The organism is Psychrobacter sp. 78a-MNA-CIBAN-0178 (assembly GCF_040309625.1).
GTDB lineage: Bacteria > Pseudomonadota > Gammaproteobacteria > Pseudomonadales > Moraxellaceae > Psychrobacter > Psychrobacter okhotskensis.
Genome location: NZ_JBEOOZ010000002.1, coordinates 24,412 through 40,547, shown reverse-complemented (window position 1 = coordinate 40,547; position 16,136 = coordinate 24,412). Strand labels below are relative to the sequence as shown.

The following is a 16,136-nucleotide window of genomic DNA, read 5'->3' as shown; positions in this document are numbered from 1 at the left end:
ATAATGATAACGCTGAATGAATGGCAACAACAGGGACAATTCGTATTTATTGACGGTCAGAAAATTTTTACCCGTCAGGGTGGAGATAAAAATGCGCCAGTATTACTGTTAATTCATGGTTTCCCCAGTGCCAGTTGGGATTGGGAAGGTATGTGGGAGAAGCTCACTGAGCATTATTACGTTGTCACTCTCGATATGTTGGGGTTTGGCTTGTCTGACAAACCCAAAGACGCGCGCTACTTAATTAGTGAGCAGGCTGATATTTTTGAGACTTTTTTGCAAAATCTTGGCATCCATGACTATCATATTTTGGCACACGATTATGGTGACACAGTCGCACAAGAGTTATTAGCTAGGCAAGTTAGTGGCAGTAGTGACAATAGTAAAAGGCGCATTGACAGTGTTTGTTTTCTAAATGGTGGCCTGTTTCCTGAGACTCACAAACCAATCTTGATTCAAAAATTATTATTGTCGCCCTTAGGTCCTTTGGTATCCAAATTCATTAATAAGCAGAAGTTTGCGGATAATTTACAACAAATATTTGGGCCAGCAACGCCGCCAACCCCTGAGGTCATCGAAACGTTATGGCAGCTGTTAACTCATAATAATGGTCTAGCAGTGATGCATAAACTGATTAACTATATACCACAACGTCAACAATATCGTGAACGCTGGGTAGACGCGATTATCAATAGCAGCATACCAATTAAACTGGTTGCAGGTGCCAAAGATCCCATCTCGGGTAAACATATGATTCAGCGTTACCGTGAATTGATCCCGAATGCCAATGTTGCTGAGATGTCAGCGTTGGGACATTATCCACAAATTGAAGATGCCGATGCTATCACCGCCGAATACCTAAGCTTTAGAAGTAATGTGAATTAAAGAATATCTGCACCAAAATGAGCAAGGAAAGGTATGTGAAAAAGCGTCGTTAAGTGACTAGTCAAATCTCGCACTCGTCACCACTGTCAGCGGTCTGACATTACCGTCAGGCTTTGCTTCGACCTTCGACCTTCGACCTTTGGCATTTAACATTTAAAACTTAACACGCTTTAGATTCTGGTAGAGCATATCTGACGCTATCAACCACTTCATTACGCTGTTCAGTGATTAATTGATAACCTTTAACCATACCATTATAAGGTAGGTTGCCCTCGTGCTGCCGATAATGCTTGTAGATACTTTTTTTCACTATCGACGCTCGCTCAGACTCATCTAGTTTGGCAAATCCCTCTGGCAATCTTATATGAGCCAAGCGCGAAGCAGCACCACGAGCCATCCAGTTCACGTCCGCAGTAAACTCAAAGTTTACCTCTGCTCGCAAACTATATTTTGGCAACCGGCTAGGATAATGTGTTAAGTCATCTTTAATTTGGGCAATATCTTCTGCAAAAGGTGCATGAGGTATCTCAAGCACTGTAAATAATGCTATTAAAAACTCATCAGCAGTAAAATATTTATCAAGATAGCTGCTATCAAGCCCGAGATATTTGTTCGACAATACATGACGCAGTCGCTCACAAGCAGGAATGGTATGCTTGATAGGATAACCCATGGCTTTGACAATATCTTGCGGACGCAGCTCAAGTGTTGCTATCTGATTGATCGCATACTGTGCAAGAAGATGACGTGGATGATAATGACGGGTATATTTGGATTGGTTGGCAATGTGGCTCATGATATTGAACACCTTAGACTCCTGTAACTCCGACGAAAAACGTTGAAATAAGCCCAAGTAGGCAAATAAAAACAGGCACAGATGAGGATGTCGGAGTACAGGCTCATGCGCTTTACCAGAATTGTTTTATATCGTGCTGGAAGTTGCAAGGTTTGTACGCTGTCATTAATTAAAATAACGGATGACGATACAAAACTGTTAAACCCACGATAGTGACTCAAGGATAATAGCATATCAGATACTAGAAAATAAATATGGATATTAATACGCTTTAGTAATCAAACAAGTATTAATGTCTTCCTATCATCGTAAAACTCTAAATATCTTTATATTTAAAAGAACTTTAGCAAAATCAGACGATAACTCAATAAAGTTATCCAATATAAAGTTATCCAATGATTCTTAGGCATTGACCTGCATGATATAAAGTCAGTCCCAGCTCAGTAAAGCCAGACTTAATGCCTCCAAAAGATATTTTTGCCTCTTCTAAAGTCTTAAATGGCAAGGGAATACTGTCCCTATTACCTGTCATTATATAATCTGCAAAGCACTTACCCATCAGCGTGCCTGTGGTAATGCCGCGACCGTTATAAGCCGTTGCGGTCAGCAAACCCTCAGCAGGCTCCATGACTCGGAAGATATGATCTTGCGTAAAGCCAAAGCTACCACACCACTCATACTGCCACTTAAATGCTGGCAAATCTGGATAATAGCTTTGTTGCACAGCGTTAGCCCATGATTGGTAAAAGGATTTTGGTTTAAGCTGCGTACCACCGACCGTTCCTAATAATAAGCGATCATCGTCATCACGGCGAAAGCTAGACAAGGCCAAGCGTGTATCCCATGCCCCTGTTTTGTATGGCAAAATACGATCTGCCGCCTCTCCGCTGAGCGGCTCAGATGCAATCTGATAGTAATACACTAGATAAAACGTCTTTTTGATTTCTGTCCACTCGCCTTCGGTATAAGCGTTGGTTGCAATAATAACGCGCTCAGATTTCACGCGCGCTTTAGAAGTCCTTGCATACCAATAGCCATCCACCTTTTCTAAAGTTTCAACAGCGGAATGCTCATAGATAGTGACGCCAAGATCTTTTGCTACTTTGGCCAGCCCTCTCACATAAGCCAGCGGATTTATGGTACCCGCACGGTGATCGAGTAACGCTTTATTGATATTTTTGGTGCCACAATATTCGTGGCATTTACTGCCGGTTAATACTTCAACATTCGCACCGCGACGGCTTAGCTGCTCGTATCTAATATCGACATCGACTTCACCTTTGGCGTTATGTGCCATATGAATATTACCAGCTTGAGTGGCTTGTGCATCGATATTATAACGCTTGATTAAGTCGAATACTAAGCTTGGTGCTTGTCCAAGGGCTTCAGTTAAGCGCTCACCCGCCGCTTCACCTAACGCAATATTCAAATCATCAGGGCGCGCCCACGTTCCTGCATTGACCAGCCCTACACTTTTCCCTGAGCCGCCACTACCGATCGTTTGGCTCTCGAGCAAGATAACCTTGACGCCTTTTTCTGCCAAATGAATCGCAGCCGATAACCCGGTATAACCGCCGCCTATAATACAGATAGTTGCTTCAGTATCGCTATTCATCTGGCTGTAGGTATCAATAATAGGTGCGGTCATATTCCACAAACATTGCTCTTGCAACATCTTATATTCCTTATAAATTACACGTTGTCTACAGTGGAGAGCGTGCTTGTGTCGTTATTAACAGTAGGTTCTTCACGGGGAATAAATTTATCTAAGAATACCCATAGCAAGCCAAATAGCGGCGATAACCAGCAGGCAAAGGCAAAGGGCGCATAAGTAAGGGTCGCAATACCTAGTGTTGCCGCAACGAAACTACCACCCATGTTCCAAGGAATCAGAGGAGATAACAGAGTGCCGGTATCTTCAATAGAGCGCGTAAGCGTCGTGCGCTTATAGCCCATTTCTTGATATTTGTCTTTGAGTAGACGGCCTGGCAATACCAGTGTGGTATAGACGTCACCGATGAGCGTACCGACACCAAGAGTGCTGAGATAAGTGGTAATTACTAAGCCAAATCTTGATTTCACCATCTTATTAATTTTTGCCATGATGGCTTTGAGCGTACCGTAATGCTCAATGGCACCAACGAAGGCTAAGGCAAAGATGGTCAAGGTCACAACCCAAGTCATTGACATAATGCCGCCTTTAGACAGCAGTTGGTCGACGACAGCAAAGCCTGTCTCACTGACAAAGCCATTTTGTAGGACGTTAAAGATATCGTGAACACCCACGCCTTGCATAAAGAACGCGACTAAGCCTGCAACTACTACACCTGATAATACCGTTGGAATAGCGGGCATTTTCATTACCGCCGCAATGACAACGACTACAGCAGGTAATAAAGTAATCACGCTCAAGTTATAGTTGGCCGCTAGTGAGGTTTGAATTTCTTTGATCGAAGATAAATCGACATTTTCTGCACCGTAACCCATCCCAATCCAAGCATAGATAATTAATGCAGTCACCATGGCAGGTACAGTCGTTGGCAACATGCCGCGAATATGATCCCAAAGCTCAACACCAGCCGCTGCTGGCGTTAAGTTGGTGGTGTCTGATAGAGGAGACATCTTGTCGCCAAAAAAAGCACCAGAAACGATAGCGCCGCCCGTTAGTGACGGCGGGATTCCCAAGCCTAGCCCAATACCCATCATAGCAAGACCGACTGTACCAACCGTGCCCCAAGAGGTACCGGTTGCGACAGAAATAATGGCGCAGATAAGACAAACGGAGACTAGAAATGATGAAGGGGAAAAAATGCTAAAACCGTAGTATAAAATCGTAGGGACGGTACCAGCGATAATCCAAGCCCCGATGAGCATACCAACGCCCATCAAGATAATCATGGCCGGTAGACCAATTTTAACAACCTTTAAAAAGCGTTGTTCCATGCCGTCCCAATCACGGCCACGCAGCTTCATAAACAAGCCGGTGATTAAAAGACCGCAAGCTAAGGGAATGTGAGGGGTAAAATCTTTGAATACAAAAAACTGCACCATCAGAATAATGGCAGTCAACACCAGAGGTGCAATATCTAATAAAAAACTAGAAGACGGACCGTAGCCATCTTTAGCTTCGTCATAAGGTTTATCATCCATCATAAGACACCTACCTTCCTTAGTAGTGGTTACTGTTGTCATAGATATAACAGTAGTGGGAACAACCAATCCATGGCTGCTGATAATGCTAAAAAAACGCTGAAAAGAGTACTAAAAAGGGAGTAAAAAAACCTGTTTTTGAAATCATGAATAGTTATTCATCACTTGCGCAGGCTTTCATACCAAAACAATAAATACTTAATAATTGGCTACCAAAACAATTGATACTTGGCTTGTTAAATAGGCGCTGAGCCTACTTAACAAGCGTCACATCACATCACATCACATTCTTACTAGCCAAAGTTGATGCCTTGCGCCAGTGGCAGCTCGGTTGAATAGTTGACCGTATTGGTCTGACGACGCATATAAGCTTTCCATGCATCAGAACCTGATTCACGACCACCGCCGGTTTCTTTTTCGCCGCCAAATGCGCCGCCAATCTCAGCGCCACTGGTGCCGATATTGACGTTAGCGATACCGCAATCACTACCGCGATCGCTGAGGAACGTTTCAGCTTCACGCAAGTCATTGGTAAAGATACAAGAAGACAGCCCTTGTGGTACATCGTTTTGCATCGCTAGCGCATCGTCAAATTCTTTATAAGGCATGACATATAAAATCGGTGCAAACGTCTCACTACGTGCTACGTCATTTTGCTCATCAAGCTCAACAATGGCAGGGGTCACATAATAGGCATCGGGGAACTTATCCATCAGCACCCGTTCGCCGCCCGTGACTTTACCGCCAGTATTTCGAGCCTTTTCTAACGCCGCTTGCATGTTATTAAAGCTGTCTTCATCAATCAGTGGACCGACCAAATTGCCTTCGAGCGGGTGGCCGATGCTCACAGTATCGTAGGCAGACTTAACGCGCGGTAAGATATCGTCTTTGACCGACTCATGAACGAATAGACGGCGTAAAGTGGTACAACGCTGTCCTGCCGTTCCTACTGCTGAGAATAAAATGCCACGTAGCGCCAAATCTAAATCAGCCGTCGGTGCCAAAATCATGGCGTTATTGCCACCAAGCTCAAGCAAGCATTTACCAAAACGCTCAGCGACTTTAGGTCCTACTTCTCGGCCCATGCGCGTACTGCCGGTGGCACTGACCAAGGCGATGTCTTTATTTTCAACCAACGCATTACCGATATCGGTTTTACCCAATATAATTTGCGATAGATGTGCGGGTGCTTTACCAAATTTTGCCAAGGCTTTTTCAAATAACGCTTGGCAAGCTAAGGCGACGAGTGGGGTTTTTTCTGAAGGTTTCCAGATGACAGGGTTGCCACAGACGATGGCCAGCGCCGTGTTCCAAGACCAAACGGCAACGGGGAAGTTAAAGGCCGAGATGACGCCGATGACACCCAGTGGATGCCATGTCTCACGCATGTGGTGACCTGGGCGTTCCGAGGCGATGGTTAGACCATAAAGCTGACGCGATACGCCCACGGCAAAGTCACAAATATCAATCATTTCTTGTACTTCGCCAAGGCCTTCTTCTTTAATTTTTCCGGCTTCTAGCGATACTAAGATACCTAAGTCTTCTTTGTGTTCACGCAGGACTTCACCCAATAGACGAATCAGCTCACCACGTTTAGGGGCAGGAACGACACGCCATTCTTGAAAGGCTTTTTTGGCATTTTGGATTTTAGTATCGACGTCGGCCACTGTATCTAACGTAACTTTACCGATGACTGAGCCATCAATTGGGGTGGTGACTTCAAAGTCGCCATTTTGATAGTGTGCTTCTTCTACGCCCATTGCAGACATATATTGCTTAATCATAATCAATCCCTTGCATATTGGTATAATGGTTTACTACGTCCTTGACTGACTTATAAAATTACCCTGCTACCTACTAAGTTGCAAAATAATAAATTTCTTGCAGTCATTCCTTTTTGGAATGACGTGCTAATAAGTCGGCTATAAGCTAGACATTTCTAGCCTAAATCTTACTAAATACTGACACTAGACAGGCACTGCTCAAGGCTTTGCGCCTGCATCGCTTCATACAATGCCATCTCATCGTAAATGACTGCCCCCAAATCACGCTCAAACTCTTGTTGGCTTGAGTAACCGTCATATTGGCTTGGCTGCGCCTGTTGCAGATTCGATTGGAAGATACCGGCGGCACTGACGGGCAAAAAGTCCTCATAAACGATGGGTTCAATGCGAAGCACTTCATCATTAATCAGAGCAGTCAGCTTAGCATTAGGCAGTTTATTCAAATCATCAGTGCTTAAGGTCGCGGCTAACAATGCTTGACCGTCCTCAGAATCAAGGGTGCTGTCCGTCAGCTGGTAATAAAAATACGCCAGCCCCTCATCGTGTAGAGTTTGATAATCATCAGGAAAAGCGGTAAATACCTTGGTTAAAATTTGATTATACTGAGCCGCATTGTCCTCATTTGGGGTAGCACCAAGCTGGCGGCGAGCTGCGGCCAGTAATTCATCATAAAGCGCGCGGCCCTTTTGCGTTAACGCCACACCGCGTTGTTCAATCTCTCCAAAGCGCGCGGTATGATGGCCTTGCTCATACTCCTCATGGCTAGCGTCTGAGTTATTAGCAACTTTAAAGCCAACCGCTTCTTGTAGCGCCTTAAAACTGGTTTGCCTTAATAAGATAGGACACGCTCTACGCGGTGGCCCTTCGATAATGGCTTTTGAGGGTATGCCTCTTGCTTGCATGCCTTGTTGTACGGCATCAATATCCAAGGTTCTAGGCGTTAAATGATTGATATGTGGACCCTTAAAGCCGACCACATCAGCGACGAGCGGATGCTGATTTAATAGACGCTGATAGAGCGCTTTTGCCACCGGCGTTTTATCATGCCAACGAAATGTCTCTAACGCTTCTTGGACAAATTGCTCTGCTTGCTCAGTAGTCAAACCACCTTGCGCCTCAAAGACTTCAATAAGCTCAATGACGCCAGTAGTGAATATCTGACGCTGCGCCAGTGTGGCCGTGGCTTCTTGTTGTAAATTTTCATCGGCAATCAAATCTAAACGCAATAACGAGGTAAAAACGCGAAAGGGGCTTTTATGCAATGAATGCGAGTCAAGTGCGCGAAAAGCTGTTGAATGCACCGGCACGCCAGCAGGCGCTAAATCGTAGTAGCCGACAGGGTGCATACCCATCACGGCAAAAAGACGGCGCATCATGCTCAGCTCTGCTGCGCTACCCAGCCGAATCGCCCCGTGGCGCTCCATGCTTAGGCGCTCAATCTCGCCCGTATGCAGCAGTTGTGATTTGATATCAGGATGTGAGGTTAATACTTCGGTATTGACCTCACTGACCAAATCAACCAAGTCGCCGTATAGCGGCACCTCGTTCTGATACATGGCTGACATGGCCATAGAAAAATGATGGCGGATATCATCGCTGCAGATAAAATCCTTATCTGGACTGACGCTACTATTTTTCACAAATAAACATCCTTGTAATAGAGTTAATAAATCTTTAGCTTAATAATAAGTATTTTGTTTCGAGCATTTGGTTATGACGATGCGCTATCTATCCTAAGCACGCCTAAGCACTCCTAAACATGCCTAAGCACTCCTAAACATTAAGCGGCAGGCAATCCATCAGGAAGCGCGATGAGTACCTCTTTTAGAATATCCAACCCTTCTTTTAGGGTGTCAGAATCTATGGTAAGTGGCGGTAATAAGCGAATGATATGGCGATATTGCCCACTTGGCATCAGCAATAGACCACGCTCGCGGGCTTTGGTTAATACTTGCGCCATCACACTTGGATGCACATCATGCTCAGGATGGCGCAGCTCGATACCGCGCATCGCACCGATACCAGTAAGACCAAATAACCAAGGTGAGATACCTTCTTGCTGCCATTGGCTGATGGTCGTCTCAATCGTCTGGGCATAATGCTTGGCTGACTGCCAAATGTCATTAGCTTGCATGATATCAAGCGTGGCATTGGCAGCGGCGCAAGCAACTGGATTGCCAGAATAAGTACCGCCCAAACTGCCTTTAGGAAGACCATTGACCACACTAGCCTTGCCTATGACCGCACCTAATGGCAAGCCGCCTGCGATACTTTTGCCAAGTAAAATAAGGTCAGGCTCAATCCCTAAATTGGTAAAAGCAAACGGCGTACCCGTACGACCATAGCCGGATTGAATTTCGTCCATGATGAGTAACATGCCGTGCTCATCACAAAACTTACGTAGATATTGCGCAAAGGTGGGCGACATCAATTGAAAACCGCCTTCCCCTTGTACAGGTTCGACGATGATGGCACCGATATTATCGATATCGGTTTCTACCATAAATAAACGCTGGAGCGCATCAATCGCTTGCTCGTCGCTGATATTGTTATCGGGGCTGGGGAAAGGTATGTGATAAACGCCGCTCCCTAATGCACCAAGCCCGCGCTTATAAGGCGCGACCTTACCATTGAGATTGACCGCAGCCAGTGTGCGCCCATGAAAGCCACCATCAAACGCAATGACGCCTGTGCGACCCGTCTTCATGCGTGCTATCTTTATAGCGTTTTCGGTTGCTTCTGCGCCGCAGTTGGTGAGCATCCCTGCCAGATCGCCGCTAATAGGCACAAGCTCACACAATCGCGGCATAAAGCTTTGATACGGCTGATGCGCTGCCGCATTGTAGGCATAGTGAATCAGCGCCTGGGCTTGCTGAATGATGGCGTCAACGATGTGAGGATGGCAATGACCAAAGTTTAAAACGCCGATACCGCCGACAAAATCGATATAGCTGCGGTCATTGTCGTCCCAAACTCTGGCATTTTTGCCTTTGACGAGCGTGAGCGGATGCACCATCGTAAAGGCATCGGTCACGTTATAAAGCTTGTCCATGATGAATCTCTATCTCTTCCTTGAGTTAGACTCATTTCAACAAAACATCATTCCGGCAGCAAACGAATAATAGTTGTGGTGGCATTCCTTTTTGTCATTGCCAGTAAATTAGCTCCCTAAACGAATCCTTTAAAAACAAAAAAAACTGCGTATTAAGGCAGTTTTTTTAGCTTGTTAAATTTTCACAGCAAACAACTTTGCAGGATAAAAAAAACAAGACCAGTGCTATAAAAAACACTTTAGATTATCGAAAAAAACAGCAGGACATTATAAAACCAACCCTAACGCCTTTTCACGCTCATCTGAGATTGCTAAATAAGCCGTAATCCATTCTAAAACCGCTTTGACCTTATGCGATTGCCCTGAAGCAACAGGATAAGTCACATAATAGCTGCCGCGACCCTTTGCCGCATAATCCCACGCCAGCACTAAAGCGCCTGATTGTAGCTCAGGCTCAACCAAGCGTAACGGCACTAAGGCTATACCATAGCCCAGTAAGGCGGCAGAAATGCAAGCATGAAAAGTCTCAAAACGTGGCCCTACAAAAGTGCCATCGACGCTGATATCTTGTTGCTTAAAATACTCATACCACGCACTTAAGCGCGAACTTATTTGCAATAACACATAGTCATTTATACACTCAGTACTCAGTGTTTTATCTCGCAAATACTGCGGCTGACAGACCGCAACGCAGTATTCATCGAACAGTTTTATGGCCTCCATATTGCTCCACATGCCATCGCCATACAAAAAAGCAATATCGACATTTTGGTCTTCAGAAAAAAATGGCCCCGCCAGCTCTTTAATATCCAAGTTAATAAGCGGATATTCTTGACTAAAGCCACTGAGTGCTGGAATCAACCAACGGGCACAAAATGTCGGATGTGAGACGATTTTTAGCAGCTCGGTATTACTGCTATGCGACATCAAATTGGTGGTCGCCACCTCGATATGTTTTAAAATCTCTAAAACTTCAAGATAATATGACTTGCCAGCAGGGGTCAGTGAAATCCGGTGCGGCGTCCGATAAAACAAAGACAGGTTTAGCATCTCCTCCAACTGCGCCACTTGCTTACTGATGGCGCTTTGGGTCATGTGCATCTCTTGCGCGGCATTGGTAAAACTCAAATGACGAGCAGCGGTCTCAAAACATTGCAGCGCCGTCGTTGAAGGATATCGTCTAAAGGCTAATGGTTTATTGGTGTCGGTTTTCATAGATTGCTTTTCTTTTATCCCATCTTAGGGCGTGTTTTCAATTCATTCGATAGTCATCTAAATGGGCTAAAAATGGCTAAATCTTGCCAAACATCGTCAAATAGCTGGTTAATATCCCGATATTATCTGCGCTGTTTTTCTTGTTTGACAGCAATTTATCTCATTTTTATCGCCATTTTTGAAATGAATACACGCCCTAGTAAAATATCAATGATTATTTAAAATCACGTTATCAGGCATTCCTAGCCTATGCCTATCCTTATGGCGTCATCATACCTATATTCAAGCGTAAATAGCGATACCTCACTATAAGCGCTATGTAACTGACACTGATGCCATCATCGGATTTACTTAACCATTCAATCAGTTACTCGGTCGCCAATTTTAAAGACTCTCCTACAAAAAAACGGTCGATTCCTGATAAAATAGTAGGGTCTGATGATAGGCTCTGACATACCGCAACTGATTTGCTATCTTGCCCTCCTCTTTTTCATCATTACGACCTATGCCGCCATGTATTTCCGACATCACGCTTAAACTCATGAATTATTTTTCAGCTAATTTGCACTATTAGCGCCTTCTTTATTTGTATTGGATCATATGAAACATAACCTCGAGGTGAGCGCAAATGCTCGCCGAACTCAGTATTTCCAAGTATTCTTAATGGGCGTCAGCGCCTTTATTATGAATACTACCGAATTTGTCCCCGTTGCCCTATTAAGTGACATCGCCCAAGATTTTTCCATCACTACAGCAGAAACTGGCTGGATGTTGACGCTGTATGCTTGGATTGTCGCGGCGATGTCATTGCCATTGATGCTACTTACCAGCCGTTTTGAGCGTAAAAGCTTACTTTTGGGCTTGTTTGTGGTATTTATTGCCAGTCATGTATTGTCCGTATTTGCTTGGAGCTTTGATGTATTGCTGATTAGCCGCGTGGGCATTGCACTTTCGCACGCGATATTTTGGTCCATCACCGCCGCGATTGCGATACGCGTGGCACCTGAAGGTAAAAAAGCACTGGCGCTTAGTGTACTTGCGACCGGTACTTCATTGGCAATGGTGCTCGGCGTGCCATTAGGGCGCTTAGTCGGTCAATGGTTTGGCTGGCGGGCAACCTTTGGCGGTATTGGGGTGATTGCTTTTATCGTGTTTATTTTGCAAGCAAGGCTATTGCCAACGCTGCCAAGTATGTTTGAAGGCTCGTTTAGAAAAATTCCAGAATTGCTTAAAAACCCCTTATTGGTCTGTTTGTATCTACTGATTTTACTGGTCTTTACCGCGCACTATACGGCTTATTCTTATATCGAACCTTTTATGCGACAGGTCGGTGCCATCAGTGAAAACGCCGCGACGGTTGTCTTGCTATTATTTGGGGTGGCAGGGATTGCCGGCAGTGTGATTTTTAGTCGCTGGGGTGATCGTTTTAATACCAGATTGATGCTGATATCGATCATATTAATGCTGTTATCTATGCTGGTGCTCTTATTTGCCGTGACCTCTATCTGGGCGCTGAGTTTCATTGCATTACTGTGGGGCGCGGCGCTGATGCTGCTGATTATCTCCATGCAAGCCAAAGTCATCATGGTCGATGTCACGGCGCAAGATATGCTGATGTCGATGTTCTCAGGGATTATTAATTTAGGCATTGGCGCCGGTGCGCTGTTTGGTGGTTATGCCGTAACGCATATTTCAATATCAAGCGTCGGCTATGTTGGCGCGGCTATCGCCAGTGTGTCGCTGCTCTTGATGTTATTTATGATAAAGCGCTTTCCTGAATTAAGTAGAAGACTTGGTTAGCTAAAAATCTGATAGTAAATAAGCCTATACAAAATGCCAGCCAATTAAATGGGCTGGCATTTTGCTGTTTGCTTTATTAAAAAATTAAGCCGCTTATTTAAAAATCTACTTTACCGCGTAACGCTTTGGTCTTACCGCGCTGGGTTTTTTGATCGACGCGTTTACGTTTGACATTTCTGCTAGGTTTGGTCGCTTTACGGGTTTTATTGACATGAGTGGCTTGAATAATAAAGCTTTGCAGCCGCTCCAAGGCATCAATTCGATTACGTTCTTGGGTACGAAACTGCTGCGCTTTAATAATAAGCACACCTTCTTTGGTGATTCGGCTGTCTTTGCTGTCCAATAAACGCTGTTTAATGACATCGCTCAAGCTCGAAGCGGGAATATCAAAACGCAGATGGATAGCAGACGACACTTTATTGACGTTTTGCCCGCCTGCTCCTTGCGCGCGTATGGCGCTAATATCTACTTCGCTGTCATTCAGGCTAATGGTATTGCTGATAAAAATCATAAAATACTTTTATAAATGATTGATAGATAAGGTTAATGATAAAGCATTCCCAGTTAACGCGCCACTTGCCCGCTTAATAGCGGCCAAAACGCCGTATTTCTTAACCTTTATAATATGCAATTTATCGGGTAAACCTTATAAATGTTATCGTTTGACGTTGCTGTGTCTATCCTCTGTGTATAAAGCGTAAGCCTGCGCAGTGATTTGATTTTAAGGTGGTAGGATGACTTTAAGCAGATACGATATTAAAAGAACACAGTATCAAACAGACACGGTATTGTTGAATCAAAGCGTTAACAAGCCGTTTTTAGTCAAAGGAATAAGCGTTGTATGACGACCAATAATAACAAATCTAATCATAAAAAATCTAACACTTCTCTCAAAAACCACAACCTTACCGCTGCACAAAGCATTCAAGTTAGGGGCGCGCGGGTGCACAATCTCAAAAATGTCGATGTGGATTTACCGCGTAATGCGTTGGTCGTTTTTACCGGTATATCAGGCTCAGGCAAATCGTCACTGGCATTTGGTACCTTGTTTGCTGAGTCGCAACGCCGCTACCTTGATTCGGTATCGCCTTATGCGCGGCGCTTGATTGACCAAGTTGGCGAGCCTGATGTCGATTCGATAGAAGGCTTACCGCCTGCGGTCGCCTTGCAACAGCAGCGCGGTACGCCGTCGGTACGTTCATCGGTTGGTAGCGTGACGACGATTTCAAATGGTCTACGCATGCTGTACTCGCGAGCAGGCGAATATCCTGCTGGGCAAGACATGCTATATGCCGATGCCTTTTCGCCAAATACGCCAGAAGGTGCTTGCCCTACTTGCTCAGGTATTGGCCGCGTGTTTGAGGTCACAGAAGATTTGCTCGTGCCTGACAAGACGAAAACCATTCGAGAACGCGCCATTGCTGCTTGGCCACCAGCATGGCAAGGGCAAAATCTGAGCCGGATATTGACCACACTGGGCTACGATATCGACAAACCTTGGAACACGTTATCCAAGGAAACCCGCGATTGGATTTTATTTACCAATGAAACCCCAGAAGTGCCGGTTTACCCAGAATACAATCTCGAGCAAGTACGCGAGGCGATTAAAAAAGGTGAAAAACCCAATTATAAAGGCACTTTTACCAGTGCAAAAAATTTCGTCTTACATTCTTTTGCCACGACCCAAAGTCCACGTACCAAAAAACGTGTGGCACAGTTCATGCAAATTTCAGAATGCCCAAGCTGCCATGGCAAAAAGTTAAAACAAGAATCGCTGTCGGTTAAATTTGCAGGGCTTGATATTGGCGAGTTATCACAATTAACCTTGACTGAACTGGCGCTTAAACTTCACGGCGCTGCCAATAAAAAACTCAGCGATGATATGCCTGACCGTGAAAAAGCCATTGTTGCCAAGCGTATTACCAGCGATATTTTATCGCGTGTAGAAGCGTTAACCAGACTTGGGCTAGGTTACTTATCACTTGAACGCACCACACCTACCTTATCGCCCGGCGAGCTACAGCGCCTAAGACTTGCCACTCAAATTCGCTCTAGACTATTTGGCGTGGTTTATGTACTCGATGAACCGTCCGCTGGCCTGCATCCTGCCGATACTCAGGCGCTATTAGGCGCTCTAGATGAACTGGTAGCCGCGGGTAATTCATTATTCATTGTCGAGCATGATGTCAGCGTCATTCGCCACGCCGATTGGATAGTCGATGTCGGACCAAAAGCGGGCAGTCACGGCGGTGAAATCATCTATAGCGGCCCTGTCGCAGGCTTGCAAGATATCTCTGATTCCTATACTGGACAATATCTTTTTAATGGGGATTCCAAAAATAAAAAATTAAAAACCCAGCAACCAAAAGCCCATCAATTAACAAGCCAGCAGCCAAGACAACCTAATCATTGGCTAAAACTTGCCAATATCGAGCGTAATAATCTACAAGGGTTAGATGCGGCATTTCCTTTAGGGGTGTTAACCACAGTGACGGGCGTTTCAGGTTCGGGGAAATCGAGTTTGGTCAGTCAAGCGTTGGTTGAACTGGTCTACAATGCGCTAGGGCAAAAAACTGTGATTGAAGCGCCCACCGATGAAGCGGCCTTACTGGAGCAAGAACAAGAAACGCCAATAGGCGGAGAGATAGTCAGTGGTATGGAGCATATCAAACGCTTAGTCACTGTAGACCAAAAAGCCATCGGGCGCACACCGCGCTCAAATCTGGCCACTTATACTGGACTGTTTGACCATGTGCGCAAGTTATTTGCTGCCACCAAAGTAGCAAAAGCAAGGCACTATGATGCTGGACGTTTTTCATTTAACGTTAAAAAAGGACGTTGCCCAAATTGCGAAGGTGTCGGTTTTGTCAGCGTTGAGCTGCTATTTCTGCCGAGTGTTTACTCGCCTTGCCAAGTGTGCCACGGTCAGCGCTACAATGACGAAACCTTAGAAATTACTTATCAAGGTAAAAATATCGCTGAAGTACTTGATTTAACGGTCGAAGCGGCTTCTGAATTTTTCGTTGATGATGCCCCAATAATGCGCGCCTTAGATGCCTTGCTAAAAGTTGGGCTTGGCTACCTAAGACTTGGGCAACCAGCGACCGAGTTGTCTGGTGGCGAAGCACAGCGCATCAAGCTTGCTACCGAACTGCAGCGTACCCAGCGCGGCGATACACTGTATGTGCTCGATGAACCAACGACTGGCTTACATCCTTCTGATGTCGCGATGCTGATGGCACAGTTAAATGGGCTGGTCGCAACCGGTAATACGGTGATTATGGTTGAGCACGATATGCAAGTTGCTAGCAACAGCGATTGGATTATCGATATGGGTCCGGGTGCTGGTGATGAGGGCGGTCTTATTGTGGTAGAAGGCACGCCAGCAGAAGTCGCAAAGTCAAAAACCAGCCGTACTGCGCCTTTTTTACTTTTTTAGCCTATTTCGGCGCAC

11 protein-coding genes are annotated in these 16,136 nt (G+C 45.1%); 3 read left to right on the top strand and 8 right to left on the bottom strand.

The genetic code is table 11. The features are described from left to right. Nucleotides 1-3: 3 nt before the first annotated feature. A complete protein-coding gene (locus AAEY80_RS01930; RefSeq protein WP_025650861.1) occupies nt 4-885 on the top strand; it encodes an alpha/beta fold hydrolase in 882 nt (293 codons plus the stop codon). 160 nt (nt 886-1,045) lie between these two features. Here the strand turns inward: AAEY80_RS01930 and AAEY80_RS01925 are convergent, their stop codons facing one another. The 7 genes from AAEY80_RS01925 to AAEY80_RS01895 all read right to left on the bottom strand — a co-directional run bounded on the left by AAEY80_RS01925 (nt 1,046) and on the right by AAEY80_RS01895 (nt 10,882). Then, nucleotides 1,046-1,681 (bottom strand): hypothetical protein, encoded by a 636-nt coding sequence (locus AAEY80_RS01925; protein ID WP_350587825.1) that lies wholly within the window; start codon nt 1,679-1,681, stop codon nt 1,046-1,048. 388 nt (nt 1,682-2,069) lie between these two features. Further along, nucleotides 2,070-3,356, bottom strand: a complete 1,287-nt coding sequence (gene amaA / locus AAEY80_RS01920) for an L-pipecolate oxidase (protein ID WP_350587824.1) — start codon at nt 3,354-3,356, stop codon at nt 2,070-2,072. Nucleotides 3,357-3,373: 17 nt separating this feature from the next. Then, complete coding sequence (gene nhaC / locus AAEY80_RS01915; protein ID WP_025650858.1) at nt 3,374-4,834, bottom strand: Na+/H+ antiporter NhaC; 1,461 nt, start codon at nt 4,832-4,834, stop codon at nt 3,374-3,376. A gap of 290 nt (nt 4,835-5,124) precedes the next feature. After that, nucleotides 5,125-6,615, bottom strand: a complete 1,491-nt coding sequence (amaB, locus tag AAEY80_RS01910) for an L-piperidine-6-carboxylate dehydrogenase (protein WP_350587823.1) — start codon at nt 6,613-6,615, stop codon at nt 5,125-5,127. 170 nt (nt 6,616-6,785) lie between these two features. After that, a complete protein-coding gene (hglS, locus tag AAEY80_RS01905) occupies nt 6,786-8,186 on the bottom strand; it encodes a 2-oxoadipate dioxygenase/decarboxylase HglS (RefSeq protein WP_502945281.1) in 1,401 nt (466 codons plus the stop codon). Between the two features lie 209 nt (nt 8,187-8,395). Further along, nucleotides 8,396-9,667, bottom strand: coding sequence for a 2-aminoadipate transaminase (locus tag AAEY80_RS01900; RefSeq protein ID WP_350587821.1), 1,272 nt, complete (start codon nt 9,665-9,667; stop codon nt 8,396-8,398). A 267-nt stretch (nt 9,668-9,934) separates the two neighbouring features. Continuing rightward, a complete protein-coding gene (locus tag AAEY80_RS01895) occupies nt 9,935-10,882 on the bottom strand; it encodes a LysR substrate-binding domain-containing protein (RefSeq protein WP_201632147.1) in 948 nt (315 codons plus the stop codon). 600 nt (nt 10,883-11,482) lie between these two features. Between AAEY80_RS01895 and AAEY80_RS01890 the strand changes: the two genes are divergently transcribed. Beyond that, nucleotides 11,483-12,682, top strand: a complete 1,200-nt coding sequence (locus AAEY80_RS01890) for a sugar transporter (protein ID WP_201618707.1) — start codon at nt 11,483-11,485, stop codon at nt 12,680-12,682. Nucleotides 12,683-12,779: 97 nt separating this feature from the next. Here the strand turns inward: AAEY80_RS01890 and arfB are convergent, their stop codons facing one another. Further along, nucleotides 12,780-13,193 (bottom strand): alternative ribosome rescue aminoacyl-tRNA hydrolase ArfB, encoded by a 414-nt coding sequence (gene arfB, locus AAEY80_RS01885; protein WP_173239714.1) that lies wholly within the window; start codon nt 13,191-13,193, stop codon nt 12,780-12,782. A 330-nt stretch (nt 13,194-13,523) separates the two neighbouring features. Between arfB and uvrA the strand changes: the two genes are divergently transcribed. After that, nucleotides 13,524-16,121 carry an excinuclease ABC subunit UvrA gene (gene uvrA, locus AAEY80_RS01880; protein WP_350587820.1) on the top strand — a complete coding sequence of 866 codons (2,598 nt, stop codon included), beginning with the start codon at nt 13,524-13,526 and terminating at the stop codon, nt 16,119-16,121. Nucleotides 16,122-16,136 lie beyond the last annotated feature (15 nt).

Coding starts and splice junctions, on each gene's coding strand:
- AAEY80_RS01895 (WP_201632147.1), bottom strand. CDS start 10,882: ATGAAAACCGACACCAATAAACCATTAGCCTTTAGACGATATCCTTCA.
- AAEY80_RS01900 (WP_350587821.1), bottom strand. CDS start 9,667: ATGGACAAGCTTTATAACGTGACCGATGCCTTTACGATGGTGCATCCG.
- AAEY80_RS01925 (WP_350587825.1), bottom strand. CDS start 1,681: ATGAGCCACATTGCCAACCAATCCAAATATACCCGTCATTATCATCCA.
- uvrA (WP_350587820.1), top strand. CDS start 13,524: ATGACGACCAATAATAACAAATCTAATCATAAAAAATCTAACACTTCT.
- amaB (WP_350587823.1), bottom strand. CDS start 6,615: ATGATTAAGCAATATATGTCTGCAATGGGCGTAGAAGAAGCACACTAT.
- AAEY80_RS01890 (WP_201618707.1), top strand. CDS start 11,483: ATGAAACATAACCTCGAGGTGAGCGCAAATGCTCGCCGAACTCAGTAT.
- amaA (WP_350587824.1), bottom strand. CDS start 3,356: ATGTTGCAAGAGCAATGTTTGTGGAATATGACCGCACCTATTATTGAT.
- hglS (WP_502945281.1), bottom strand. CDS start 8,186: ATGGCCATGTCAGCCATGTATCAGAACGAGGTGCCGCTATACGGCGAC.
- nhaC (WP_025650858.1), bottom strand. CDS start 4,834: ATGATGGATGATAAACCTTATGACGAAGCTAAAGATGGCTACGGTCCG.
- AAEY80_RS01930 (WP_025650861.1), top strand. CDS start 4: ATGATAACGCTGAATGAATGGCAACAACAGGGACAATTCGTATTTATT.
- arfB (WP_173239714.1), bottom strand. CDS start 13,193: ATGATTTTTATCAGCAATACCATTAGCCTGAATGACAGCGAAGTAGAT.